This is a genomic window from Thermacetogenium phaeum DSM 12270, from assembly GCF_000305935.1.
In the GTDB taxonomy this organism is placed as follows: Bacteria; Bacillota; DSM-12270; order Thermacetogeniales; family Thermacetogeniaceae; genus Thermacetogenium; species Thermacetogenium phaeum.
The window spans coordinates 2,289,797-2,313,840 of the sequence record NC_018870.1; the positions used below are offsets into that span (position 1 = coordinate 2,289,797).

Annotated in this window: 29 protein-coding genes; 5 read left to right on the forward strand and 24 right to left on the reverse strand. The window is 57.2% G+C overall.

The annotated features are described in order from the left end of the window. Window positions 1-98: 98 nt before the first annotated feature. The 5 genes from TPH_RS11200 to TPH_RS11225 form a co-directional block, all read right to left on the reverse strand. Entirely contained in the window at window positions 99-758 is a 660-nt protein-coding gene (locus TPH_RS11200; RefSeq protein WP_015051316.1) for a Dph6-related ATP pyrophosphatase, read from the reverse strand. Between the two features lie 59 nt (window positions 759-817). Beyond that, window positions 818-1,678, reverse strand: a complete 861-nt coding sequence (locus TPH_RS11205) for an Mrp/NBP35 family ATP-binding protein (protein WP_015051317.1) — start codon at window positions 1,676-1,678, stop codon at window positions 818-820. Window positions 1,679-2,167: 489 nt separating this feature from the next. Continuing rightward, window positions 2,168-2,473 carry a DUF5320 domain-containing protein gene (locus TPH_RS11215; protein WP_015051318.1) on the reverse strand — a complete coding sequence of 102 codons (306 nt, stop codon included), beginning with the start codon at window positions 2,471-2,473 and terminating at the stop codon, window positions 2,168-2,170. Window positions 2,474-2,731: 258 nt separating this feature from the next. Beyond that, on the reverse strand, window positions 2,732-3,214 hold the full coding sequence (locus tag TPH_RS11220) for an MOSC domain-containing protein (protein ID WP_049886125.1): 483 nt from the start codon (window positions 3,212-3,214) through the stop codon (window positions 2,732-2,734). Between the two features lie 68 nt (window positions 3,215-3,282). Then, window positions 3,283-4,125: an MBL fold metallo-hydrolase gene (locus TPH_RS11225; protein ID WP_015051320.1), complete on the reverse strand. Its 843-nt coding sequence runs from the start codon at window positions 4,123-4,125 to the stop codon at window positions 3,283-3,285. A gap of 461 nt (window positions 4,126-4,586) precedes the next feature. Between TPH_RS11225 and TPH_RS11230 the strand changes: the two genes are divergently transcribed. The 3 genes from TPH_RS11230 (at window position 4,587) to TPH_RS11235 (ending at window position 6,220) form a co-directional block, all read left to right on the forward strand. Further along, a complete protein-coding gene (locus TPH_RS11230; RefSeq protein WP_015051321.1) occupies window positions 4,587-4,883 on the forward strand; it encodes a DUF5320 domain-containing protein in 297 nt (98 codons plus the stop codon). 118 nt (window positions 4,884-5,001) lie between these two features. Beyond that, window positions 5,002-5,265 carry an FmdB family zinc ribbon protein gene (locus TPH_RS14890; RefSeq protein ID WP_015051322.1) on the forward strand — a complete coding sequence of 88 codons (264 nt, stop codon included), beginning with the start codon at window positions 5,002-5,004 and terminating at the stop codon, window positions 5,263-5,265. Between the two features lie 7 nt (window positions 5,266-5,272). Further along, complete coding sequence (locus TPH_RS11235) at window positions 5,273-6,220, forward strand: radical SAM protein (RefSeq protein ID WP_015051323.1); 948 nt, start codon at window positions 5,273-5,275, stop codon at window positions 6,218-6,220. A 181-nt stretch (window positions 6,221-6,401) separates the two neighbouring features. Here TPH_RS11235 and TPH_RS11240 read toward each other — a convergent pair whose 3' ends face one another. The 18 genes from TPH_RS11240 to TPH_RS11325 form a co-directional block, all read right to left on the reverse strand. Next, window positions 6,402-7,226, reverse strand: coding sequence for a MetQ/NlpA family ABC transporter substrate-binding protein (locus TPH_RS11240; protein ID WP_015051324.1), 825 nt, complete (start codon window positions 7,224-7,226; stop codon window positions 6,402-6,404). Window positions 7,227-7,230: 4 nt separating this feature from the next. Continuing rightward, window positions 7,231-7,905: a methionine ABC transporter permease gene (locus TPH_RS11245; RefSeq protein ID WP_015051325.1), complete on the reverse strand. Its 675-nt coding sequence runs from the start codon at window positions 7,903-7,905 to the stop codon at window positions 7,231-7,233. After that, window positions 7,898-8,929: a methionine ABC transporter ATP-binding protein gene (locus tag TPH_RS11250; protein ID WP_015051326.1), complete on the reverse strand. Its 1,032-nt coding sequence runs from the start codon at window positions 8,927-8,929 to the stop codon at window positions 7,898-7,900. Before TPH_RS11250 ends, TPH_RS11245 begins: the two co-directional genes overlap by 8 nt. 171 nt (window positions 8,930-9,100) lie before the next feature. After that, window positions 9,101-10,237 carry an MGDG synthase family glycosyltransferase gene (locus tag TPH_RS11255; RefSeq protein WP_015051327.1) on the reverse strand — a complete coding sequence of 379 codons (1,137 nt, stop codon included), beginning with the start codon at window positions 10,235-10,237 and terminating at the stop codon, window positions 9,101-9,103. A gap of 43 nt (window positions 10,238-10,280) precedes the next feature. Continuing rightward, on the reverse strand, window positions 10,281-12,548 hold the full coding sequence (locus TPH_RS11260; protein ID WP_015051328.1) for an S-layer homology domain-containing protein: 2,268 nt from the start codon (window positions 12,546-12,548) through the stop codon (window positions 10,281-10,283). 122 nt (window positions 12,549-12,670) lie between these two features. Continuing rightward, window positions 12,671-13,147, reverse strand: coding sequence for a hydrogenase maturation protease (locus TPH_RS11265; protein WP_015051329.1), 477 nt, complete (start codon window positions 13,145-13,147; stop codon window positions 12,671-12,673). 206 nt (window positions 13,148-13,353) lie between these two features. Next, complete coding sequence (gene deoC, locus TPH_RS11270; RefSeq protein WP_015051330.1) at window positions 13,354-14,016, reverse strand: deoxyribose-phosphate aldolase; 663 nt, start codon at window positions 14,014-14,016, stop codon at window positions 13,354-13,356. 21 nt (window positions 14,017-14,037) lie between these two features. After that, window positions 14,038-14,916, reverse strand: a complete 879-nt coding sequence (gene era, locus TPH_RS11275) for a GTPase Era (RefSeq protein WP_211233868.1) — start codon at window positions 14,914-14,916, stop codon at window positions 14,038-14,040. Between the two features lie 15 nt (window positions 14,917-14,931). Continuing rightward, window positions 14,932-15,339 (reverse strand): cytidine deaminase, encoded by a 408-nt coding sequence (locus TPH_RS11280; RefSeq protein WP_015051332.1) that lies wholly within the window; start codon window positions 15,337-15,339, stop codon window positions 14,932-14,934. Window positions 15,340-15,361: 22 nt separating this feature from the next. Continuing rightward, the gene (locus TPH_RS11285; RefSeq protein ID WP_015051333.1) at window positions 15,362-15,727 is read right to left on the reverse strand and encodes a diacylglycerol kinase family protein; all 366 of its coding nucleotides are present in this window, start codon (window positions 15,725-15,727) and stop codon (window positions 15,362-15,364) included. Continuing rightward, complete coding sequence (ybeY, locus tag TPH_RS11290; RefSeq protein ID WP_015051334.1) at window positions 15,724-16,212, reverse strand: rRNA maturation RNase YbeY; 489 nt, start codon at window positions 16,210-16,212, stop codon at window positions 15,724-15,726. The genes TPH_RS11285 and ybeY overlap by 4 nt, the downstream gene beginning before the upstream one ends. Then, complete coding sequence (locus TPH_RS11295; protein WP_015051335.1) at window positions 16,193-18,370, reverse strand: HD family phosphohydrolase; 2,178 nt, start codon at window positions 18,368-18,370, stop codon at window positions 16,193-16,195. The genes ybeY and TPH_RS11295 overlap by 20 nt, the downstream gene beginning before the upstream one ends. Before the next feature lie 34 nt (window positions 18,371-18,404). Next, window positions 18,405-19,373 carry a PhoH family protein gene (locus TPH_RS11300; RefSeq protein WP_015051336.1) on the reverse strand — a complete coding sequence of 323 codons (969 nt, stop codon included), beginning with the start codon at window positions 19,371-19,373 and terminating at the stop codon, window positions 18,405-18,407. Further along, window positions 19,370-20,629 carry a sporulation protein YqfD gene (yqfD, locus tag TPH_RS11305; RefSeq protein WP_015051337.1) on the reverse strand — a complete coding sequence of 420 codons (1,260 nt, stop codon included), beginning with the start codon at window positions 20,627-20,629 and terminating at the stop codon, window positions 19,370-19,372. Before yqfD ends, TPH_RS11300 begins: the two co-directional genes overlap by 4 nt. A 26-nt stretch (window positions 20,630-20,655) precedes the next feature. Continuing rightward, complete coding sequence (yqfC, locus tag TPH_RS11310; RefSeq protein WP_015051338.1) at window positions 20,656-20,937, reverse strand: sporulation protein YqfC; 282 nt, start codon at window positions 20,935-20,937, stop codon at window positions 20,656-20,658. A gap of 123 nt (window positions 20,938-21,060) precedes the next feature. After that, the gene (locus TPH_RS11315) at window positions 21,061-21,522 is read right to left on the reverse strand and encodes a GatB/YqeY domain-containing protein (protein ID WP_028990828.1); all 462 of its coding nucleotides are present in this window, start codon (window positions 21,520-21,522) and stop codon (window positions 21,061-21,063) included. 12 nt (window positions 21,523-21,534) lie between these two features. Beyond that, a complete protein-coding gene (rpsU, locus tag TPH_RS11320) occupies window positions 21,535-21,711 on the reverse strand; it encodes a 30S ribosomal protein S21 (RefSeq protein WP_015051340.1) in 177 nt (58 codons plus the stop codon). Between the two features lie 188 nt (window positions 21,712-21,899). Next, on the reverse strand, window positions 21,900-22,358 hold the full coding sequence (locus TPH_RS11325) for a pyruvoyl-dependent arginine decarboxylase (RefSeq protein ID WP_015051341.1): 459 nt from the start codon (window positions 22,356-22,358) through the stop codon (window positions 21,900-21,902). Window positions 22,359-22,500: 142 nt separating this feature from the next. On the opposite strand from TPH_RS11325, the gene TPH_RS11330 reads away from it, so the two are divergent. Further along, the gene (locus tag TPH_RS11330) at window positions 22,501-23,019 is read left to right on the forward strand and encodes a hypothetical protein (protein WP_015051342.1); all 519 of its coding nucleotides are present in this window, start codon (window positions 22,501-22,503) and stop codon (window positions 23,017-23,019) included. 24 nt (window positions 23,020-23,043) lie between these two features. Next, window positions 23,044-23,679 carry a coenzyme F420-0:L-glutamate ligase gene (locus TPH_RS11335; RefSeq protein ID WP_015051343.1) on the forward strand — a complete coding sequence of 212 codons (636 nt, stop codon included), beginning with the start codon at window positions 23,044-23,046 and terminating at the stop codon, window positions 23,677-23,679. Between the two features lie 53 nt (window positions 23,680-23,732). Here the strand turns inward: TPH_RS11335 and TPH_RS16235 are convergent, their stop codons facing one another. After that, window positions 23,733-23,963, reverse strand: a complete 231-nt coding sequence (locus tag TPH_RS16235; RefSeq protein ID WP_330216594.1) for a zinc ribbon domain-containing protein — start codon at window positions 23,961-23,963, stop codon at window positions 23,733-23,735. Window positions 23,964-24,044: the final 81 nt, after the last annotated feature.

Genomic DNA, 24,044 nt, shown 5'->3' on the forward strand with positions numbered 1-24,044 from the left:
CCTCTTCCCAGGCTCTCTTCTTCCGGCATGTCGCTATAATTCTATAAATTTATAAATTCAAATTCTGCATCTGCAAAAGTTTTGCTGAATTCACAGTCTCATTCAACTTCCAAAAAGGCATATCCATCCCGGGACACCCGGCCTTTGACTTCAAGCCTGAGCGGCTGCGCAAAGAGCGGCCCACCGGTGATAACCGTGTGATACTCCCCGTTCTCCCCGGCCGCATCGACCCCTTCGCGCTCCAGCTCTGCCAACAGTGGGCGATCCAGCACCCTCCCCAGAAAACGGGCGTCCATTCGCTCCTCTTTGACCACGACGATCACCGCCCGGAAACCCAGGTCGATAAACTCCTCCACCAGCTCCCGCCGCCGCCTCTTCCAGAGAGGCAGGCAGGCCTCAAGCCCCACCCCGGCGCAGACTCTTTCCACCCACTGGCGGTGCTCCTCCAGGTCGATGTCGCCAAAGACCCCCACTTCTACTCCCTCTCTTTGGAATTCCCTCAACTGGTCGGTATATACCCTTTCGTAGTCATCCCAGGAGGCGGCTGCCGTCACCAGCGGAATTCCCAGCGCCGCCGCCTGTTTCCGAAGCAGCGTTAAGGGCAGGGCGTGGGCGCGGGAATGCTCTCCCTCTTCCGAAAGCATAGTAAAAAGGTAGCGCGGCTGCCCTCCCGCCCGGAGAGCATGGTAAAGCGCAAAGCAGGAATCCTTTCCCCCGCTCCAGGAGCAGAAGAAGGGACGGTTTTTTATCTTCAGCACCGGTTTACTCCTCCCGATCGTTAGTAAAAGCGACGGACGGACTCCGCCGTCAGAATGAGCTAATTATTGCTTATTGCTTCAGAGCCGCAGGCCGCGACCTTCTCCAGGCGATCCGCCAGCTGCTCAAACTCCGGCGTTTCCAGCATTTCCAGCTTGCCCTGGTCACCGAAGCTCGTGTAAGAGGGCTGAATGGGAAGGGTTGCCAGAACGGGAACACCCGTTTCTTCGCTCACCTGACTCCCCTTCGGCTTTCCGTAAGGATAAATTACCTTGCCACACTCCGGGCACTCCAGGTAGGCCATATTTTCCACGAAACCAATGACGGGAACGTCGAGAGTGCGGACCATCCGCAGCGCCTTTTTGACGATCATGATCGCCAGATCCTGCGGGGAGAAGACGATGATCACCCCGTCCAGCGGAAGGCTCTGGAGCACGGTGAGGGGCACGTCGCCCGTCCCCGGCGGCAGGTCCACAAAGAGAAAATCCAGTTCCCCCCAGTCGACGTCCTCCCAGAACTGCTTGACGGCCCCGGCGAGCATGGGACCCCTCCAGATCACAGCCTCATCCTCCCGCTCGAAAAAGAGGTTCAGGGACATCACCTTGACGCCCAGCTCCGTCCGGTAGGGTATCAGCCCGCGCTGACCGGCGCCGATCCTGCCTCCCTTGAGCCCCAGCAGGCGCGGAATGCTCGGCCCGGTGATGTCACCGTCGAGGATGCCCACCTCGTGCCCTTTTTTCGCCATGAAGCCTGCCAGCAGGGCGGTAACCGTCGATTTGCCAACCCCGCCTTTGCCGCTCATGACGGCAATTACCGATTTAATCCCCTCTTGAGGCTTAATCATATTCTTCCGGTCGCAGCCAGCCTCGCAGTTCTCGCTTTTCGAAGGGCAGGAATCGCAAGCAGATTCTTTTTTACTCACTTGATGCGCCTCCCAAATAAAAATTGGCCAAGCCTCTTTTTTGGCATTTATCTGACGTCTCCAGCAATACAGCACACTCGGGTCTGCCCGACCAGCTCTCATAAACTAATTTCCGGCGAAGAGCCGTTCACCGCCGGAGAAGAGAGCCGCCTCCAGACAGCGCTAAAACAACCCTTCTCATTTTATCAAAGGTAAGCCCGGCTGTTAAGTGAAACTGGATACTGTCATGAAAATAGAGCGCATACCCTGCCGGTCTACCGCTCGACTCCCGATTCAAATCAACCCCATCCAGTCGGATGCTTTGCGTAATCTCTATGTGCGAAAGACCAAGACCGACAAAGGATGCCGCGCCAACAAGAAAAACCACGATGCTCCCCGTCTCTCTCAGGAGAAAGAACATCGTGGGACAGAGGGAGAATATGCCTCTTGCTCCCTAATTGAAGGGGGGGTAGGCAGCTGGAAGAAACGACCTGTTTCTTTAGATTATTTTTATTTCTGTTCTCCCAGTTCTCCCAGGCGCCTGTTGATCTCTTCTAACTGTTTTTCTAAAAAGGCCGCCTGCTGCTTGAGAACTGCTGCCTCATTCTCCTTCCAGTCCTGCTCTGCTCCCCAGTACCCCGGCAGCCATCCTGCATCAAACCCCCATCCCGGGTATGCCCACCAGTGTCTGGGAAGCCAGGGGAAAAACCGGCAGAAAGGCGCAGGGTTGCCTCCCCACCATCCGCCTGCCCAAGGTGCAGGGCCGGGCCCGCCTTTCCAGAATCCCGGTCCGAAGTAGTGCCTGCCGCGAGGCATACTTCAACACCTCCTTCCTCTGGCGCTATGCCTTTCTCTAACGCCTCTCACGTGTTCCCTTCCCGCACTCAAGGATTACATTCCCTTACAGCCGGAAAGACTCTACCGGCGTTTAACGGTTGCCGGGAACTATACTCAATACGACGAACACCCCACTTAATGGGCATTTGCCCTTTTCGTTTATGACTATAACACACTTCCTACAAGAAAGCAAGTGGATGCGCGGGATATTTTTTGGTAACGGAGCCGCTAAAGCCTTCAGTTAAACTCTTCCAGCAGGCGGACGGAATCGCCGATCTTTACTCTGCCGCTGCGCACAACCCGGCAAAAGCACCCCTCTGAGACCAGGAGGGCGATACCGTGAAAGGAGAAAGTGTGGGAGGCGTCGATCTCCTTGCCGATTTGAATAACCTCTACCTCCGCCTCACCTATCGACATCCGTGTTCCCGGGCGGATCCCTCCCATGTCGATGCCCTTTACGGTAATATTTTCGGCAAAGTCTCCGGGGTTCGCCTTAATCCCCTTCTCCGAAGCAACCCGTTCGATGAGCTCCAGCGGCAGGATGCTGAGCGGCCTCTCGGAACCGGCATGGGCATCCCCGATCAGCCCGTAATCCTTCGCAAGGTACCCCTTCCCAACATTTACCTTTCCAGTGCCTCGCTTCTCGCTTACACAGACCCCGACCACCAAACCTTCCTTCATCGGCATCATCTCCTTCAAAGCCTCATATTTTTCCGGCACACCACAAGTCTCCCAAAAGGCCTAGAGGAATAACCACGCTGTCGATCAACTTCTATTTTAATGCATTTTTAGAATTCTAACTTAAAAACAGTCCCGGCCGAGGCGAAATGGAATTCAGAACGAAATAGGCGAAACAGCTCTGCGATCACCGGCATTCCGCTGCAGTGATTGACGGCCAGGAACTTCAGATCCAACTTCTTCAAGTATTCTATAGTGGCCTCCCTCTGCGCCTCGGAAACCGCCCCTAAGTGGGTACCGCCTATGATACCGTAGACCTGATTGCGGCCGGTCACCCGGCGGGCGTGTTCCACAATGTTTACTATTCCGGCGTGAGCGCAGCCCACCACGATCAAAAGGCCCCCTTTTGTAACGCAGAAGAGGCTCACGTCATCACGGACGGGATCGCTCACCTTGCTGCCGTCTTTAAGATGAAACAGAGCGTTATCCCCCTTTTCGAAAGGGGTTTTCCGCGGCACCTCCCCGCTAAACCAGACGCCCGGCACGATTTCCAAAGGCTCGCGGGAAAACGCGAAATTCGCCCCGAGGCTCTCCAGCTCCTCCCGCCTGTAAGGAACTCCGATGTAATGCTCACGCGGCGTAGAGGAATAACGGGGAATAAAGAAATCGGGATGAAGGTAAACAGGAAGCCTCCCCCGATAACGCAACAAAGCCCGCATGCCGCCGGCGTGGTCGTAGTGTCCGTGGCTCATGACCAGAGCATCCACAGCGCGCAGGTCTACCCCCAAGGCTGCGGCGTTATTGATCACCGCACCCTGTTCCCCGGTATCAAACAAGAGCTTTTTGCCGGCCGCTTCCACGAGCATGGCCAGTCCCCACTCTCCCACCAGGCCGGCAGGGACACCGACAGTATTTTCACAGAGCACCGTTATTTTTACGCAGGCCAGTTCCAATCCGATCCCCCCAACCGGTTTATTAATGGCATATGACCTTTTTATTTTAACAGCGTGCAGGCAATAACTCCCAACAAGAAAATCAATCATGCGGCCAAGAAAAGTGGAGCTATAGGAAGCCTCAAGGGCTATTTATGGACAACAAATCTCGCCGCTCTTATTTTACCTATTTTACCCGGCAATTCAGGCTTGACCATTCGGGAAACGAGCGGATACACTGAATATGGGCATATGCCCATAACAATTTCCCGGGAGGGAGGCGCAAAACATGCCCTGGTGGGGAAGTGGAGGAAGGTTCGGTTTCGGCCGCGGTCGGGGTTGGTGTCGGCTGTATTACGCAGCGGGATTGCCCGGCCGGGCACGCCTATACCATCCCGGTTGGTCAGCACCCCTTTATCTGCCGCGGCCATGGGTCATTAACCGTTATCCTGTAATCCTTTATTAGCAAGGAGGTGTGAACAATGCCTAGAGGTGATGGAACTGGTCCGTGGGGCCTTGGTCCGATGACAGGAAGGGCCGCCGGATACTGTGCCGGATTTCCCGTTCCCGGTTTCATGAATCCCTCCGGATTCGGCAGGAGGTGGTGGGGACGGGCCTGGAGTTGGCAATGGGCTGCTCCTTTTTACGGGCGCCCCTTCTATGCCGCCGGCCCCGAGCAGGAAGCAACATTTTTGAAAAATCAGGCAGAAGTCATCAGGGAAGAGCTCAAAAGAATAGAAAAGCGCCTGAAAGAGCTAGGCAAAGCCGGAGAAGAATAAGAGGACAGGCACGTGCAGAACCCTGCACGTGTCTCTTCTTTATTCTACAACAGCCTTTTCTCCTCAACAGGCATATTCGTTAAAGGAAAAAACAATTTAATGGGAAGGATGGTTGCTTATGCCGACGTATGAATACGTATGCGAAAGATGCGGCATCAGGTTTGAACGGCAGCAGGCCGTAACCGAAGCACCGTTGACGGACTGCCCGGAATGCCGGGGAAAGGTGCACAGGCTAATCAGCGGCGGTGCCGGGTTTATACTCAAGGGGCAGCGCCGCGACCGGCCGGGGCCTGGAAGGGAGGAATGTTCGCTGGAACAAAGCGGAAGAACCTGCTGTGGTCGATCCGAGCGCTGCGGCAAACCATCATGCGAAGGAGAATAAAGAACTGATGAAAGCAGTCAGCTATAAATACATCTACGGCCCTGTTCCCTCACGGCGCCTGGGCCGATCGCTGGGAATTGATTTGGTACCTTTCAAAACCTGCACCTACGATTGTGTGTACTGCCAGCTGGGGCGTACCACCGCTAAAACCGTCGAGCGAAAGGAATATGTCTCCGTCGACGCCATTCTTTCGGAACTAGAAGAAAAGCTTGCTACCGGAGAAACCCCTGACTACATCAGCCTGGCAGGGTCTGGGGAGCCGACGCTGAACGCCTGCATCGGAGAACTGATTGAAAGGATCAAAAGTCTGACAGATGTTCCGTTGGCCGTTCTCACCAACGGCTCGCTGCTCTGGGTAAAGGAAGTCCAAGATGCTCTGATGGCTGCCGACCTCGTCCTCCCCTCCCTGGATGCCGGGGATGAGCACCTCTTCCAATACGTCAACCGCCCGCATGAGGAAATCTCGTTTGAGAACATGATTAAAGGCCTCGCCGAATTCACCAAACGTTTTTCAGGAGAGGTCTGGCTGGAGGTTCTGCTGCTGGGTGGAGTTACGGGAATACCTTCCGAAGTGAAGAAAATAGCATCCCTTATCGAAAGAATCGGCCCCGCCCGGGTTCAGCTGAATACAGTGTCCCGGCCACCTGCAGAGGAGTACGCCCTTACGATCCCTCCGGAGCAAATGATCGCCCTGAAGGCGCTCATCCCCGGGGAGGTGGACATCATCAGCGAGAAAGGAGATGAGGAACCCCACATCACAGCTCCCCACGCCGAGGATGAAGAGAATATCCTGGCCCTGCTGAACAGGAGGCCGTGCACAGCCGAAGACATTGCAAAAAGCCTGGGCATCCATATCACAGAAGTGATCAAGCACCTCGAAGGGTTGAGCGCATCCGGCAGAGTAACAACGACATCCGTTAACAAGCGGGTTTTCTACGTTCCAACATCGAAATAAGGGCACAAAAGTTTTCCAAGGGGAGGTTCAACCCCCCGGTAAGAGGGCAGAAGAAACGGAGACGCTCTGTTTGTAAAAACGGGGGGTTAACAATCGCGGCGCAGGGGCCGAATAAAAAAGAGAGAACTTTCAGCGCGGTTCTCTCTTTTTTGCCTAGAAGCCCTGTCGGCTCTCATTGCCGTTAGAAAGCCGGGACACAGCTTCCCTGGTACTTTTCCTCCAGGAACTGCTTCACCTGGGGAGACTGTAAGGCCTCACCCAGCTTCTTGATGGCCTCTTTATCCTTATCCTCCGGCCGCACCACCAGCACGTTGGCGAAGGGTGAGTCCTTGGGCTCCATGAAGATGGAATCCTTGACTGGGTTGAGGCCGGCCTCCAGAGCGTAGTTGCTGTTGATGACGCAGGCGTCCAGATCATCTAAGGCTCTGGGGAGCATCGCCGCATCCATCATCTGGATTTTGAGGTTTTTCGGGTTGTCAACGATGTCCTTCTCGGTGGCAGTCAGCCCCGCACCCTCTCTCAGCTTGATGATCCCGGACCGCTCCAGAACCATCAGGGCACGCCCGCCATTTGTCGTGTCATTGGGGATACCGACAGTAGCTCCATTGGGGAAATCCTCAACCTTCTGGTATTTCTTCGAGTAAACCCCCATCGGCTCGTTGTGAACCTTCACCGTCCAGACGAGATCGGCGTTGTTCTCTTTGTTGTAGTCCTCGAGATAAGGGATGTGCTGGAAGAAGTTAGCGTCGATCTGGCCGTCCTCAAGGGCCGGGTTCAGCAGCACATAATCCGTGAACTCCCTGATTTCCAGTTCGATCCCCTGCTCCTTGAGCATGGGCTTGATCACTTCCAGAATCTCGGCGTGGGGCTTGGCGGTGGCCCCTACTACCAGCTTAGTCGTCGCCGTCGCTCCGTTTTCCGGCTCTTCGGTCTCCCTTTGCCCGCACCCTGCGGCCAACCCGAACAATAAAGCGAAACAAAAGATCAGTGCAAAAAGTCTCTTCACCGCTCTACCTCCTCCTGTTAGTGATTTTTGCTGCCGAGGCGTCCCCCAGCATCTGCACCAGCTGCACCAGCACAATCAACACGATAACTGTTATCCACATCACCGTATTTTGGTAGCGTTGATAGCCGTAATAGTAAGCCAGCGTTCCCAGACCACCTCCCCCCACAACACCCGCCATCGCCGAGTAGCCGACCAGGTTGATAGTTGTAATGGCGACACCGCGCAGAAGAGAGGGCAGGGCCTCCGGGATCAGCACCTTGGAGATCACCTGCCAGGCGCTCGCCCCCATGGAGAGCGCCGCCTCGACGAGCCCCCACTCGATTTCCTTGAGCGACGTTTCCACAAGCCTGGCGACGAAGGGGATCGCCGCCAGGGTCAGTGGAACTATGGAAGCAACGGTTCCGATGGATGTCCCCACGATCAACCGGGTAAGGGGAATGATCAGGATCAAAAAGATGATAAAGGGAACTGAGCGGGTAGCGTTGACGATGGAACCGATGACGCTGTTGATCCATCTGTTTTCCAGTATGTGCCCCTCGGAGGTAACGACCAAAATCACGCCGAGGGGAAGACCGAAGACATAGCTCATAAATGTGGAGATGGCCACCATGTAAATGGTCTCCCACGTGGCCAGCAGGACCCTGTCCACCACCCAGGCGTTCGCTGCCAGGTCAAACATCTTCCAGCACCTCCACTTCCAGCCCGTTGTTCCGCAAAAAGGCCAGGGCCTCATTCAACTGCCCGGAGGGGCCAGACAGTTCCAGAGTCAGGTAACCGAAGGGTGTATCCTTAACGCGGTCAATCTTCCCGTAAATGATATTGGCCGTGACATCGTACCTTTTCACCATGGAGGAAATCAGCGGCTTACCGGCAGAGGCCCCGATAAAGGAGACTCGCACCAGATAGGAAATGGTGCCGGAATCGCAGCCGCCGGAGCGCTGCAGTAAATCCGCCGGAATATCCCTGTTGATTACCGTATCGACGAAGCTCCGGGAGGTCTCCGTCTGAGGATTGGAAAATACATCGAGGACATTCCCTACCTCCACAATGCGGGAATCGGCTATAACCGCCACCCGGTCGCAGGCCTCCTTAATGACATTCATATCGTGGGTGATCAGCAGAATGGTGAGGTTAAACTTACGGTTAATATCCTTAAGCAGGTTGAGGATGGAACGGGTGGTCTGAGGGTCGAGGGCAGAGGTGGCCTCATCGGACAGCAGCAGTTTGGGAGAGCTGGCCAGAGCCCGGGCAATGCCCACGCGCTGCTTCTGACCACCGCTCAGCTGGGCAGGATATACATCCGCCTTATCGGCCAGGCCCACCAGATCGAGCAGTTCCCGAACACGCTCTGCAGCCTGCTTCCTGGGAATCCCGGCTATCTCCAGGGGGAACATCACGTTGTCGAAGACCGTCCGGGAGGAAAGAAGGTTGAAGTGCTGGAAGATCATCCCTATTTTCTGTCTGGCTCTTCGCAACTCCTTTTCATTAAGAGCCGTAATCTCCACTCCGTCGACAAAAACAGAGCCCCTGGTGGGCTTCTCCAGCATATTAATGCAGCGGATAAGGGTGCTCTTGCCGGCACCGCTCAATCCGATAATTCCGAAGATCTCCCCCTTTTCCACACGAAGGCTGACGTCATCGAGGGCGACGATCTTTTGCCCTGGGGCAGTGTAAATCTTGGTAAGGTTCCTGACCTCGATCAAGTCAATATGCCCCCTCTCCCAGTCGGCTTAGACTTTCTGCCGCCTCAACCTCTTGAAAAAATGGAAAAAACACTATTATAACAGGATTATTATATTTTTTCTGGCTGCTCTCTGTCAATGAGAAGCCGCCACCTGCGTCTCAGCTTCTCTGCCTGAAGCAAAAGTAAGGCCCTACTTCCGATACGCCAGCAGGAGGCGGGCGGCCTCCCTTGCGGCATCCGGCCGGCGCAGGCGCCGCGCCGCTGCCCTCATCCGGCTGCAGAGATGGGGTCTGAGGAGCACCTCTCGCAGGCACTCTTCAAGCTCCACCAAATCCTCGGCAGTGAGGGCCGCTCCGGAAGACACCAAATAGTCGCGGTTCTTCTCCTCCTGGCAGGGGAGGGGGCGGTAAATGATCAGGGGCAATTCCTTAACCAGGGCCTCGCTCACCGTCATCCCGCCGGCCTTGCTTATGACACAGGTGGCCAGCTCCAGAAAAGATGGCAGCTCCCGGGAATAACCCATGATAAAAACCGGGTTGCGCCCCTTCCCCACCATCCGGCGCAGACGGACCCGCAGAGAGGGGCGCCCAACGGCCAGCACCACCGCCACCAGGGATATGGGAAAGTCGGCCAGCATCCGGCAGAGCGCCGGGAGTTCCCCCCTGAAGTTGGTGGCGCCGTTGATCACCAGGACAAGGGGAAAATCGTAGCATTCCGCCGGCAGTGCCGGTAGCAGCCTCCCGATACCCTTCCCGGTCCGGCCTTTCAGACCGGGAGCAACAGGTATACCCAGGACGGCCAAGGATTGCGGGGAAACCCCGTATCTCTCCAGCTCCTCGGCCATCTCCCGGGTCGCCACAATGTAGAGGTCGGTACCCGGCTGAATCCACTGGCGGTGCAGGGTATAATCGGTGATCACGGTCACCAAAGGGCAGCTGATCAACCCCTTCCTTTTCAGCTCGGCGGTAACGGCGGACGGAATCGGGAAGGTGCTGATGATCAAGCAGGGAGCGGTTTTCTTGAGGTAACGAAGGAAGTTGCGGGAACCGCAGGAATTGATCAGCCTCTGCAGAAAAGAACCGGAATGCAGGTTGTTGGTAAAGGAGAAGAACACTCTGTAGATCCCGGGAAAACGAATCATCAGATCGTGATAAATCACCCTGGTAAGAAGCTCAAAGAGATGCCCCACAAAGGTCAGGTAATTGCGGACATCCACCACTATGGTGGGGTCGGCTTCTTCCAGAGCAGTTTTTAAAGCCTGAGCGGCCTGCCAGTGGCCGTTGCCAAAGCGCACGGCCAAAATGGCAACCCGCCTGCCCTTCCTCATTCAATCCCCCCATTGACCGTTACTTATAGACAGGATTGATTTTTCAAGGGTTGGCGGTTAAAACCGCACAGATTACCGCCGCCACCTCCGCCCTGGTGGCGTTATCCAACGGGCGGAAATAACCTCCGTAACCGACCATCAGCCCCGCTGCGGCCACGCGCTGCACGGCATCCCGTGCCCAGGAGGGAATCTTCCCGGCATCCTCAAAGGCCACCGTCTTTTCCGCAGCGGGGAGATTCAGCGCCCCTGCCACCATCACCGCCAGTTCGGCACGGGTGATCTTCTGATCCGGCCGAAACGTCCCGTCCGGAAAACCGCTGACAACACCTTTACCGTAGGCAGCCTGCAGGCAGGGCCGGACCCAGTCGGGAATCTCGTCCTTGAAGGGAAGCTCCACAGAGGGCGCGGTCCAATCCAGTGCATTGGCAAGCATGACCACAAACTCTCCCCTCGTCACCATCCGGTCGGGGCGGAAAGTACCGTCAGGGTAGCCACTGACAACACCGCGTTTCAGCAGTTCTTTGACCTGGGGCAATGCCCAGTGATTGCGCACATCTTCAGGTACCGGTGTGCCTACGGTTACAGGAATTACAGCCGTCAGGCCCAGGAAGTGGGCCTTGATCTGCCCGGCGGCATCCTCACTGCCGGCCGTAAACACCCCATTGTTGATGGTTCCGACCGCTCCCGTGATCTCCCAGCGGATCCTGCCGCCGGGGATGTCCCAGCTTCTCCCGTCCTTTCCGAGCGCCCTGACCTTCAAGGAAACCGTCTTGCCGGGGTCGACCTTCACGACACCCGGCTGGATCTCCAGGCCCTTGAGATCGGCGGCACCCAGAGCCTTAACCGCAAATTCCTCGCGGACATCCCCGTAAGAGGCTTCGATCACCAGCGCCCCGCCCTGGTCGGCCCTCAATACGCCTCCCTCGATACTCCCGGAACCCTTGACGATCCTCCAGGTCACATTTTCCTGGTCAACGGTGAAGGGGTTGTAATACTGGTCGTAGCCGCTTACCTTGTAAGAATAATCCAGTCCGGCGAGCACCTCCTCAGGCCCCCTGATAACAAGCCCGGACAGCTCTCCGGCAGGAGCGGTGGAAAACACCCCCAGGGCATTGGGAACCGAGCGCTGCGATCCCTGGGCAGGGGTATTGACGAGGGCCAACCCGGTTTCACCCAGAGGCCGGGCGACCATGGTCGTCGATCCTCCACCGTCCAGATTGATGGCATTCCAGGCGCCGAGTCTCTCTACCAGAAAGCCGGCCAGCTCCTGAAGACGCATCCCGCGGCTGCCCTTGCCGCCCTCCACGGCCACCAGGTACAGGCGCTTGCCGTCCCGCGAATAAGCCACAGCGGTACGGGCGAACTTTCCTTCCAGTTCTTTGCTAAATGAGGGGGCGACCCAGCCGTCCACTACCAGCAGATCCTTGCCTCCAATGGCCGTCTGGATTTCCTCCCCCAGCGGTGTGATCTCACAGTCGACATCCACCTGCGCCCCCGGGAGGCAGTGCTCCTGCAGGAAACGGGCGGCCTCCCCGTGCCCGCACAGGATAAAACCATCAGCCGGGATCTCCACAGGCGGCTGGTCGATCCTCATCTCCATGACTCTCCCATCTTCCACAACCACTTCTGTCCAGCCGGGGAGATCCGCCTGAGCACCCCGGCTAACCGGCCCCCAAACCCTGTTGTACATTTGAAGCCGGTTGGTGTCGGAAACCACCACTTGTCCATCTACCCGCGCCGAGTAGCGCGGTTTGTTGATCCCGGAGAGGGGAAAGCTTGCAGGATCGCCATTTCCTTCGGGAGGGATCACCCGGACCTCACCGGCAAACGAAAAGCGGCCGATAAAGGGGCTGAGATCTCTTGTGAGGGCGAAGGCGTTGAAGTCCCCCCAGAGCATCGGGGTCGTCAGAACTTCACCATTTTGGACCGTAAAACCGAGAGGATGCTTACCCTCTGTCAGGTGGAAGAAATCGCCGTTGACGGCCGCCACCGCCCCGGCCGCCCCGGCCTTGGAGAGCACCGGAGAGGCTTTTTCAAAGGTGCGGTTGTCGGCGCCGATAATGGTGTCGATCTTAATGTAGGGGTTGGTCAGATCGACGTTCAGAACATAAATCTTGAGAAGCCCTTCATCAGTCATCTGCCTGTACGTTTGCAGGGTCACCCCTGCCGCCACCGGCTCCGAAAAGACCTCCTCCTTAAGGACGGTGTAAGCATCTACAGGAGCCGGCCATCCCAGAAAAAGAGCCATCAAAAGGCAGAAAACTCCCGTCAGCAGGCGCCACTTTCGCATCAACCGTAAAATTTTGATCATCTTTCCCGCCGTCAACCCTAGGTGGACGGCTCCCTCCCTGCAGGAACTTTTGAATCTAATTTACCATGCCTGCCATGATTTGACCAGGAGTAATCTGGGAAATATTCTGGTAATTCGTGACATCAGCGCTCCAGTTCCTGCTCGATGAGCTCCAGCACCCGGGGAATAGTCGCCTTCACCTGAGGAGTCAACTCCATCCCCACGCCGATCTCCCCGGGCTCCACCCCGATAATCACGGCCGGGACGGGCTTACCCTCGAGCATCTGCAGGTCGTGGAAGGCCACCAGAATGCCGAGGTCGTGAAGGGAGATGGTGCCGTCCCCGCTCTGACGCCCGCAGTCTTCAGGCGTCAGGCGATAGATGGCTCCCGGCGGGCCTCCCCCCTGGAGGGCATCGACAACTATGATCTTCTCGGCCCCCGCCAGGAGCGGCAGCAGGTCGCAACCCGCCGTCCCCCCGTCGATCAGCTCTACCTCAGGGGAGAGGGACTTCCCCTCAAGGGCGCGGATCACATGCACGCCCACCCCGTCATCCTTGAGCAAGAGGTTGCCGATCCCGACCACGATCTTTTTCCCCATCGCCAACCGCCCTTTCCTCAAAATTCTCCTCCAAAACCTCCGGTTTTATAAGGGTTTCCTCTTTTATATTACCGTACCCTGCCTCGTCATCAGCTCAAACGACAAAAAGGCATTCCCTGCCCTTCGGGAATCCCCCGATCGCTATCAGCATCCTCCGCCCCATCTTAGCCCGGAGGTGCTATGAAGTGTATTCCCGAAAAGAAATCATTCCCGGAAACTGCCTCTAATCACTTCACCAGATCCGGGCCGCGGCTGGTTCCCAGTCGCGCCGCCCCGGCGGTGATCAGGGCCAGGGCCTGCTCCTTCGTTCTGATGCCTCCTGAAGCCTTGACCCGCAGCTCCCCTCCGGTCGCCCGGATAAGAAGGGCCACATCCTCCACGGTCGCCCCACCCGGCCCAAAGCCGGTGGAGGTCTTGACGAAATCCGCACCCGCATCCCGAATCAACCATGCCGCCGCCACCTTTTCCTCATCGGTCAGATAGCAGGTTTCGATGATCATCTTGAGAAGCGGCCGCCCCTCCCCCTTTCCGGCGGAAGAGACAACCTTAACTAACGCCGAAACCTCTCTCCCGACCTCGTCTAAGCGCCCCTCTTTCAGGGCACCGATGTGGATCACGGCATCGACCTCATCCGCCCCTTCTGCAAGCGCCTCTTCCACCTCTTTTTCTTTGGCAGCAAGATCCTGAAATCCGAAAGGGAAACCCGCCACCGTAACCACCCTGACAGCGCTGCCGGCGAGCAGAGAACGGGCCAGTCCTACTCTCTGCGGCGGTACGCAGACCCCGTAGAACCCGCACTCACAGGCCTCCCGGCAGAGGCGTTCATAATCTTCGGCCACGGCATCAGGGCGCAGCAAGGTATGCTCGATAAAGGGCGCCAGATTCACCATCAAGACATAACTCCCTTTCGTTTACTCATATCCGAAGGAACGCAGGGCTGCTTCATCATCCCGCCAGCCCTTCTTCACCTTCACCCAGAGCTCGAGGTAAATCCTGTTCCCGAAGATGACCTCCAGCTCCTCCCTGGCCAGGCGACCGATCTCCTTTAGCATCTTTCCTCCCTTGCCGATCAGGATCCCTTTCTGCGAATCGCGCTCCACGTAAACCACCGCTGCCAGGTAAAGCATACCGTTCGGGCGTTCCTGCATATCTTCGACAACGACGACGACCGAGTGCGGGACCTCCTCCCGGGTAAGGTTGAGCACCTTTTCCCTGATGATCTCCGCGGCGATAAACCGCTCCGGCTGATCGGTCACCATTTCCACAGGGTAATAAAAAGGCCCTTCCGGCAGATTCTCAAGTATCGACCGGTTTAAGCTTTCGATATTCTCTCCGGTGAGAGCGGATACAGGAATCACCTCCAGGAAATTTCCCCGTTCCGAGAACCACTCAATGAGGGGAAGTAGCTCCTGCTTTTTGACGAGATCGATCTTGTTCAAGGCAAGAATCACCGGGGTGCTCACCCTTCGCAGCAGAGCCAGGATGTACTCCTCCCCGGCCCCTGGCGGCACGGAGGCATCCACAACGTAGAGCACCAGATCCACCTCCTCCAGGGTGTTCTGGGCAATCCGGGTCATGTATGCCCCCAGTTTATGGCGGGGCTTGTGGATGCCCGGTGTATCGATAAACACAGCCTGGGCATCCTCAGTGGTAAGGATCCCCAGGATACGGTTCCTCGTTGTCTGCGGTTTATCGGACACAATGGCGACCTTGCGGCCGACAAACCGGTTCAGCAACGTCGACTTTCCCACATTGGGCCTCCCGACGAGGCACACGAATCCCGACCTGATGAAAAACACTCCTTTCTAAATACAGCCTCCGGGCGGACACTGCAGAGAAAAGGCAGCCGTCAAAAGCTCCCCCAGCCCCTTTTCTTGGAGCTCCCCTTTTTCTCCTTGCCGCACGATCCGCAGCCCGGGGGCAAACTCCGCCAGGCACTGCAGGCAGGCGCCGCACGGCCAGCAGGGAACCGGCGCCCAAAGGGCGAGTTTCACCAGCTCCCGCTCCCCCGAACTGACGGCCCGGAAGAGGGCCACTCGTTCGGCGCAGACGGTCAGGCCGTAGGAGGCATTTTCGATGTTGCATCCTGGAAAAATGAGCCCGCTGCTGGCGAGCAAGGCAGCACCCACAGGAAAGCCGGAGTAGGGGGCGTAGGCCATCCTGGCCGCTTCCCGAGCCTTCAACAGCAGTTCCCGATCACCGATCCCCTTCATCCCCTGTCCTCCCCTCGCCTCCCTACCAAAGGACGCGGAAATGGGGGAGAAAAACAATCAGCCCTGTGATTGCCGCATTGGCGGCGGCAACCAGCACCGCCCCGGCGGCGATGTGCTTGGCCAGCCGGGCACCGGGGTGGTAGGTATCGACATATATATCGACCGTCTTCTCCACCGCCGTATTCAACATTTCGGCCACCAGAACCAAACCGATGGCAAAGAACACCAGGGCGAATTCCAGGCGGCTTAACCCGATCCCCACCGACAACAGGAGAACGAGGACGGCGGCGGCCAGGTGCACCTTCATATTTCTCTGAGTGGCAAGGCAGTAGCGGAAACCAGCTGCTGCATTCTGGAAGCTCTCCCGAAAACTGCGCCTCCCCCTCATCCGCGCCCACCGGCCTCCAGGCGTGCCATCACACTTTCTTCTTTTTCCCGCATCAGGGCCTCTTCCTCCCCCGACCTCTCGTGGTCATAACCCAACAGGTGCAGCATGCTGTGAACCGCCAGAAAGGCCATTTCTTTCTCCAGAGAGTGGCCGCCCTCCCGGGCCTGCTCCCGGGCACGGGGTACGGAGACGACGATATCCCCGAGCAGAAACTCGCTAAAGAGCTCATCGGCCTCCGGATCCTCCTCCCCTTCCAGCATCGGGAAGGAGAGAACATCGGTGGTGCCGTCTATCCCGCGGTACATTTTATTGAGTTCTGCCATTCTGGTGTCGTCCACGAGAACCATGCTGACCTCAGCCGCCTCGATAAACTCCGGCGAGAAGCCTTCCTCCCGCAGCACCTCTTCCAGGGCTCTTCGCAACAACTCCTTGGTCTCATCCGTCATCTCCACTTCATTCTGTTCATTACTGATTAGCAACTGCACCTCGAGACCTTCTCCTTTCCAGTTCACTGATCAGGGCAGGCTCCGGATACTCAATGCGGGAGTGAAATATTCCACCTAAGACCCGCACGAAAGCGGCGGCGATCCTGTTGAGATCCTTGAAAGTCAGGTCGCACTCATCCAGCTGGCCGTCCTGCAGCTTCTCCTTGATGATCTTTCTGGTCAGGCTTTCCAGGCGGCCCGGCGTCGGCTTCTGGAGAGAGCGGATGGCCGCCTCCACGCCGTCGGCCAGCATCACCAGGGCTGCCTCCTTGCTCTGGGGCTTCTTAGAGTCGTAGCGAAACTCAGCCTCGGTGACCAGCTCCGAACGCTCGCTCTCCAATGCCTTCTGGTAAAAGTAGGCGACGAGGCTCGTACCATGGTGCTGTTCGATGATCCCCTGAATCTCGGGGGGGAGCTTGTACTCCCGCGCCAGCTCTAGCCCGTCCTTAACGTGGGAAGTGATGATCAACGTGCTGAGGCTGGGAGCGATCTTATCATGCGGATTCTCCCTGGCGATCTGGTTCTCGATAAAAAAATAGGGCCTCTTGAGTTTACCGATGTCGTGGTAATACGCTCCCACACGCACCAGCAGCGGGTCGGCCTGCACCGCTTCTGCTGCCGCCTCCGCCAGGTTCCCGACGAGGATGCTGTGGTGGTAAGTGCCGGGTGCCTCGGTGAGCAGGCGTTTCAGCAAAGGCTGCCCGGGATTGGCCAGCTCCAGCAGGCGAACCGAACTGGTGATTCCAAAGGCCGCTTCCAGGTAAGGAAGCAAGCCCACCGCCAGCACAGAGGACAGGAATCCGTTAAGCACCCCCATCCCTGCGCCGGCGAAAACTGTGGTCAGAGCGGTATCGTTCAGCAAGCCTATAATAATTATAACCGCAACATTGGCCAGGGAAACATAAACCCCACCTCTGATCAGGCCGGATCTGTCGCTCAGCCCGTACATGCTGTAAATCCCGGCCAGACACCCCACGAAGCCGGCCATGATGAAATTAAGCTGGCCGTCGGTCATCACTCCCACCAGCAGGCTGAAAAAGAATGAGGTGAAAACCGCCAACCCCTTATCCAGCAAAACGGTGATCAAAATGGCTCCCCCTGCCACCGGAACCAGGTAGCCTGTGAGATTGGCGAGCTCCGGCTGAGTACTGATCCGGATCACCGACACCCCTTTGGCAACGAGGGCCGTCAGAACAAAGATAAACCCGTAGAGAATGATGCGCTGCTCCTGCCTTAAGAGCTCCCTGCGGAACTTGTATAGGTAAAGGAAAATCAAGATCCCCATCAGGAAGACGAAGAAGCTGACGCCGATGAGGCGCGGCCAGAGCGGGCGCTCCCGCAGCAGGCCGAGCTGGCGCAGGACCATCAGATCGGCCTGGGTGATGGGATTGCCCTCCCGGACGATCACCTGACCCGCTCTGTAGGTGCGTTCCACAGGCGGAATCGCCGCCCGCGCCTCCTCAACCCTCCTGTTATAGGTCTCCCGATCGAAGACGAGATTGGGCCGGATGGTGTGCATCAGCAGCAATGACACTGAAGGCTGCCAGGAGGGCGGAAGGGAGGAGAGGGCTACCCTTTCCGCCAGGTTTTCCCTGGCGTTGGGCAGAGCATCATCCATTAAACCATAGCTGAGCTCCTCCTGGACGGCACTTTTGCAAAAAGCCTCCGCTTCCGCCAGCTCCTCGTCACTCCCCTGGAGGAGGGACAGAAGCGAACTCGCAGGGGTCACTTCTAGCTCCGACGACGGCACACCTATCTCCTGGACAAAATAGGTGCGGAGGCGGGAAAGGCGCTCTTCCGGCGGCAGATCGGCGTCCCGCAACTCCTTAACGGTGGCGAAAAACTTTTCTATCTTCTCTTCAACCAGCACCGGCACCCGGGTATCTTCACGGTAGGACTTTTCCACCCGGGCGGCAGCCTCACGACGGAGGCGCTCGGTCTCTATTTCATCCACATAAACAATGGTGCGGGGCGCATAAATATTAACAGGGCTGATCTGTCCCTCTTTCAGCGAGTAACCTCTGGAAAAGTATCCGCTGCCGACGATAAAGGCAGTTACCAGGAAGAACAGAAGCCCCCATCCCACCCGGCGGAAAACCGGCCAGCTGCCACTGGAGCCGAACCGCCGGAACCAGCTAAACCCCTTCAGCAGATTCATTGGATCCAGTCACTCCCCAGGAAGTTGAGGAAAATCACCTTATCCCCGCTTCGTAACGCTCATAGGCTTCTACGATCTTCTGCACCAGCGGATGCCTGATTACATCTTCACCGGTCAGAAAGACAAAAGCCGCCCCTTCGACACCCCGCAGAACCTTTTGCACCTCCACCAACCCGGAAGACTGCCCTTTGGGCAGGTCGATCTGGGTGACGTCCCCCGTAACTACCGCCTTGGAGCCGAACCCGAGACGGGTCAAAAACATCTTCATCTGTTCGGGAGTTGTGTTTTGGGCTTCATCAAGAATGACAAAGGAGTCATCCAGGGTGCGCCCCCGCATGTAAGCGAGAGGGGCGACCTCGAAAATATTGCGCTCCAAGTGGCGCTGCGCCTGCTCCGCTCCCAGGACGTTGTAGAGACCGTCGTAAAGCGGGCGCAAGTAGGGATCGACCTTCTCCTGAATGTCCCCCGGCAAAAACCCGAGTTTTTCTCCGGCCTCAACGGCGGGGCGGACGAGAACAATCCTGCTGACTTCTTTATTCTTAAATGCCCGTACAGCCATCACAACGGCCAGATAGGTCTTTCCGGTCCCTGCAGGGCCGATGGCAAAGACCAGATCGTGGCTTTTGATCGCCTGGATGTAGCGCAGCTGCCCGGCGGTCTTCGGTCGGACGGGCTTCCCCCGGTAGTTAGTCAGAAGGACCTCGGAACGGATGTCAACCAGTTTTTCCCGCGAATGCTCCTCCACGAGATGCCAGGCATAATTGATATCGGTGATCGTAACGGGGTTCCCCTTTCGGCTCCAGGCTATCAACTGTTCAAAAAGCTCAAGGGTCCGCCGCACCGCCCCCTTATCCCCCCGGATAATAATCTCATCACCCCGGGCGATGATCTTAGTGGAACTCTTTTCCTCAATAAACTTGAGATTGGCGTCCAGACTTCCGAAAAGGTTAACTGCAGCGCTGTTATCCTCTACCCTTATCTTGGCTTCCTCGCAGCAGGTCAAACTCCTTCTTTACCCCCTGTCTTGTCTGTTTGATTTTCAGGACGAAACTTCCTGATGACCCCGATCGATTCCCTGGTTTCTACGGTGAGAACCACCCGAACGGGATCCTCATCGCCTCCCAGAACCTTATACCGGCGCCTGACCGTCACCGCTTCCCGGGGAAGACCGCGATCCGCTCTTTCCCTGGCGCGCTCTGCAGCCATTTCGACCGCTTCCTCGTAGCTTCTCCGGACGTGCTGGTGGCGCACTTCCTCTGCTTCTATTGTAACAAATTCGACGGGCAAAGAAATATTTCTCCAGCGCTGCAATTTGTACCGGTGCGTCCGGAGCCGGCAAAATTGATAGGGAACCTCCCGGGGGCCGTAAACGATAACCTCTTTCCCGGGCACTTTGATTCTGAAGATGAGGGTCTTCCTGCCGGTTAACCGCTCCTGGATTTCCTCCAGAGCGGCCTCCCCGTAGAAGCGATACCAGACGCGGGCGTGGACGATCCCGCGGGCCTGCACAAAGCGCGGCTCCTGCCGGGGAGGGAGCTGCTCCCCTTGCTGCTCATCCTGCCCGGGTGGAGCAGGGGAGATCTCCCCGGAAATCAGCACCTGGCCTTTCCGGACAACGTCCCCCTCCCTTACCAGCGGCTGCCCGGCAAGGGTGAGCACGCTCTCGATCACCCCTTCCTTCTCGGCCACGATATGGCAGTAGCCAACACCGGGCTCCGGAAGCTGCTTCTCGGAGATCCTGATTCGCGACCTTGGCCCCACATTCACCTCGGCATAGGCGATCTCCGGCAGCTCTCGCAGGAGGTGATCGACAACCTCATCCCGCTGCACCTGAAAGCGGATGCTCCCCGGACGCAAGCCCGCTTCCGCTGCCAGCTCCTTAACCTTCTGCTGCGAGATCCGGCGCGTGCCGCTCACCTCAACCGTCCAGATGAAAGAGGAAAGACAGTAGAGGATGAGGCAAAAAACAACCGCACCGACCAGCAACATCCGGCGGCGCCGAAGGCGGAACAAAAGGAACGGAAGCCCCCTCTTGCGGCGGATTCGCAGCCTACACCCCGCTTTTTTGGCTATGTGGCGCAGGGTCCGGAAGGAAGAGGCGTAAACCTTGGCCGTCAAGGTGCCGGCGTCGATCCAACAGAGATCCCAAAGGTGAACGCCCCTGGTATAGGCCAGGTTAATCAAGCGCTCCGGATGTTCCCCTTTGATCACCAGGATCAGATAGCCCAGCAGATAAGCCCAAAGTTTTCTGATAAACACAACCTCCCCTTCCCCTCCTGCTAAAGCTACTCCAGGATGGCAATGCTCCTGATCCTGCCGTCGACTACGATTTCATCGGGGAGAATGTTGCGCAGCACGAGACCGCTCCCGTTGATGAGCAACTCACCGCAGCCGGTACTGATGCGAATTTTTTCCTTTGCATACTCGATGATCCCCCGGTGATTTTCCACATGCACCTGCATGTCCCCCAGCATGGTAATCCGCGGCAGATCCATAACCAGGTCTTTAGGAAGCTCAAAAACGTGCGACAGAAGATGTTCCACCCGCTTCTTGCCGTCCCTGGACAAAAAAATCCCACCTTTCTTTCCCATTTTATGCTCACCAAAAGGGAAAGATAACAGGTGGGTTGCTGAAACAATAAAGGCGGGCGTCATCCACCCGCCGGCAAATACCAGCTTTAAACACTCACTTCACCGCTGCCCGTCTTTAAGAATCTCCCGGACAACTTCATTAACCAGTTTTCCGTCGGCACGACCCTTAAGTTTGGGCATCAGCACGCCCATGACTTTCCCTAAATCACGCTCACTTTGGGCTCCTGTGGCTGCTATGGCCTCACGCGCCATCTGCACTATCTCATTCCTGTCTAACTGGCGGGGAAGGTACTTCTCTAAAATCGCAATTTCCGCTTCCAGCTCCGCCACCGCCTCCTGGCGCCCGGCACGGCGGTATTCCGCAAGGGCTTCCCGGCGCATCTTGACCTCTTTGGCCAGGACCTCGATGACATCCTCATCGGTAAGCTCGCGCCCGAGCTCAATGGAGCGGTTCTTGATGGCTGAGCGGGCCATGCGAATCACGGAAAGCTGGAGTTTTCCTGCTTCGCGCTCTTTGAGGGCTTTTTTCATGTCTTCATAAAGGCGCTCCTGAAGCGACATGGTCAACACCCCTTAGGACCAGCGGCGTTTGCGTGCTGCCTCGGACTTTTTCTTCCTTCGCACACTCGGCTTCATGTAGTGCTCCCGCTTTCTGACCTCGACCAGAACCCCGGCTTTCTGGCAGGAGCGTTTAAAGCGCCGCAGGGCACTATCCAGTGATTCGTTCTTGCCAACCCTGACTTCAGCCATGACCAATTTTCCCTCCCCCCCAACCAAGTTCAATAGCACAGCACCTGCATCATCCGGCTTCAAACCGCTAGTTCGGCCGAAAGATACATCTCACTGTTTTAACCATTATACATCAGCAGGCTTTTTAGCGTCAACAAAGGGTTTTCCTCCAATTCCTCTCCCCGCCCTTCCCAAGGCCTCCCACCGCATCAGTAACCGAGAACAGCCGCCGCCAGGGCACATCCGATTTTTTCCACGCGGTGATCGATGCCCAAAACCAAAAGATCCTTTAAGGTTATCCCGCGCGCCCGGAAGCCATCCTCGACCATCGCCCGCACGCGGGTTTCCGCCTCCGCTTTGGTGCAGAAGCCCTCGTATTCCATGATGACACCGTAAGTATCGCTGCTGAACCCCACCCCGATGGCCGCTGCCACCACCTCCCCCGGCCTGCTGCTGGTAAGGTATCCGTATGCAGTGGGGGTCAAGGTTCCCGGTGGTATCCGGAGTTCGGGAAAGAACCTGGCGCCGGGCGGCAGAATACTGCTCACCCTGATCAGGTTCAGGTTGCCGATGCCGGCATCGATAAGAGCGGCATCAAAGGCATTTAACGGGGTGCTTCCCTCCCCGTGTCCCACCACCAGGGTAAACTTGCTCGGAACCGGTAACACAGGCTCGCCTCCTCGCCGATTTGTACGCTTTATTATATGGGGGTGGGGCACAAAGGGTGCTTCCCTACCCGGGGACGGTTATAAAGAAATATCCGGCAGCATACAGATTAAAGGATGACCGAGCAAAAGGAGGCGCCCAAGGGTGGGATTTCTCATCGCCCTGCTGGCCTGCGCCGGCACCCTTTCTGCAGCGTTGGCCTTTTACTACCGGCAGGTGGGGAACCACAACATCCTCTTTGAAACAGCTGCGGTAAGTGATATCGAAGTGAGGCACGACATTCCTGCCCGGGAAATCCGCTGCCGCTGCCTGATTCCCCTGACCAACAGGGGAAAGCAGCAGGGAATGGTCAACAATGTCTTCTGCCAGCCCGTCTACTGCGGAAAGATTATGAAGGAACTGGAAATCCTCCCCCGAATCCGCCTGCTGCGGGAAAAGATGCGAGAAAACGGATACTGGGAGTCCCTGCTCCTGAAAAAAAATGACAGCATGCTCACCGAACTGGAGGTCGTCATCCGCAGCCGGCTGGAGCTGCCCCTGGTCGTCAGAGAAGCACCCCGCATCACCATTCTCATCTACTACCAGGTAGTTGGTAGAAAAGGGATTGACTGGATGCTAGCAGAAATATCCTTCGATCTGGCCGAAAAGAATGGGGGCCGGTAAGATAGGCAAAGGTGGTCGATGCTGATGCCTTTTCAGGCGATTCCCGTGCCTACCAAGCTGATCACACCTGAAGACGACCTTCTGGAGGTGATCGCCACCTATGCCGCTCCTCACCTCCGGAAGGGGGATGTGCTGGTGATCGCCGAAAGCGCTCTGGCCATCTCTCAGGGGCGCATCGTCAGACCCGAGGAGGTCAAACCGGGACTGTGGGCGCGCCTCATCTCCCAGTTTATCCATCAGGACGGCAGCCTCTCCTCCCCCTTCGCCTTACAAGCGGTCATGAACGAGGAGGGAGTGCTCCGCACCGTCTTCGCCTTCCTGGTGGGCTCCCTGAGCAGGATTCTCTTCAGGCGCCGGGGTGACTTCTACCGCCTTGCCGGGCGACAGGCGGCCCTCGTCGACGACATCACCGGCACGATCCCCCCTTTTGACAAGTACATCGTCCTGGGGCCCCGGGAACCGCAGAAGGCAGTCAACGGCATCAAGAAGAGATTCGGGGTGGGAGCCGCCGTTATCGATGCCAACGACCTGGGCCGAACAGAGATCCTGGCGATGACACCGGATGTAAGCGAAAAACTGCTTCTCGATGTGTTTCGCAATAACCCCGCCGGAAATGCCGATGAGCAGACGCCATTCGTCATCCTCAGGAAAACTCCGTGACGTCCTCCCCTCAATAAATTGAGGGGCATCCTCAAGCAGATGCACACAGGGACTTATCCCCTGCGCTCCGGTTCAACGACACCGTGCCATCCCAATCGGTATGACACGGCCGCGGGCCGCGCCACACGGCCACTACTCCCCTTCACGGGAGATACCTGGAAAGCCCTTTCAAAGATGTTGAGGGCGCCGTTTACATCAGCCTGTGCTTTCCATCCGCAGGAGCAGGTGTACAGTCCCCGCCGCTTTCGATTGGATGTTTTGATTACCCCACAGGGATATGACAGGTTTAGCTATTTCTTTCACGCCCCACCGCACGCACTCCGCAATAAGGCTGGTTGTGGCTATGTGCAATAAGTGGCCGTGCC

Excerpts from the sequence above, each read along its gene's own strand:
- deoC (WP_015051330.1), bottom strand. The coding sequence starts at position 14,016 with ATGGTGAATCTGGCGCCCTTTATCGAGCATACCTTGCTGCGCCCTGAT.
- TPH_RS11230 (WP_015051321.1), top strand. The coding sequence starts at position 4,587 with ATGCCTAGAGGTGATGGAACTGGTCCGTGGGGCCTTGGTCCGATGACA.
- TPH_RS11260 (WP_015051328.1), bottom strand. The coding sequence starts at position 12,548 with ATGATCAAAATTTTACGGTTGATGCGAAAGTGGCGCCTGCTGACGGGA.
- rpsU (WP_015051340.1), bottom strand. The coding sequence starts at position 21,711 with ATGGCTGAAGTCAGGGTTGGCAAGAACGAATCACTGGATAGTGCCCTG.
- TPH_RS11245 (WP_015051325.1), bottom strand. The coding sequence starts at position 7,905 with ATGTTTGACCTGGCAGCGAACGCCTGGGTGGTGGACAGGGTCCTGCTG.
- TPH_RS11285 (WP_015051333.1), bottom strand. The coding sequence starts at position 15,727 with ATGAGGGGGAGGCGCAGTTTTCGGGAGAGCTTCCAGAATGCAGCAGCT.
- TPH_RS11215 (WP_015051318.1), bottom strand. The coding sequence starts at position 2,473 with ATGCCTCGCGGCAGGCACTACTTCGGACCGGGATTCTGGAAAGGCGGG.
- TPH_RS11335 (WP_015051343.1), top strand. The coding sequence starts at position 23,044 with ATGCCTTTTCAGGCGATTCCCGTGCCTACCAAGCTGATCACACCTGAA.
- TPH_RS11315 (WP_028990828.1), bottom strand. The coding sequence starts at position 21,522 with ATGTCGCTTCAGGAGCGCCTTTATGAAGACATGAAAAAAGCCCTCAAA.
- TPH_RS11235 (WP_015051323.1), top strand. The coding sequence starts at position 5,273 with ATGAAAGCAGTCAGCTATAAATACATCTACGGCCCTGTTCCCTCACGG.
- TPH_RS11280 (WP_015051332.1), bottom strand. The coding sequence starts at position 15,339 with ATGAAGGGGATCGGTGATCGGGAACTGCTGTTGAAGGCTCGGGAAGCG.
- TPH_RS11255 (WP_015051327.1), bottom strand. The coding sequence starts at position 10,237 with ATGAGGAAGGGCAGGCGGGTTGCCATTTTGGCCGTGCGCTTTGGCAAC.
- TPH_RS11295 (WP_015051335.1), bottom strand. The coding sequence starts at position 18,370 with ATGAATCTGCTGAAGGGGTTTAGCTGGTTCCGGCGGTTCGGCTCCAGT.
- TPH_RS14890 (WP_015051322.1), top strand. The coding sequence starts at position 5,002 with ATGCCGACGTATGAATACGTATGCGAAAGATGCGGCATCAGGTTTGAA.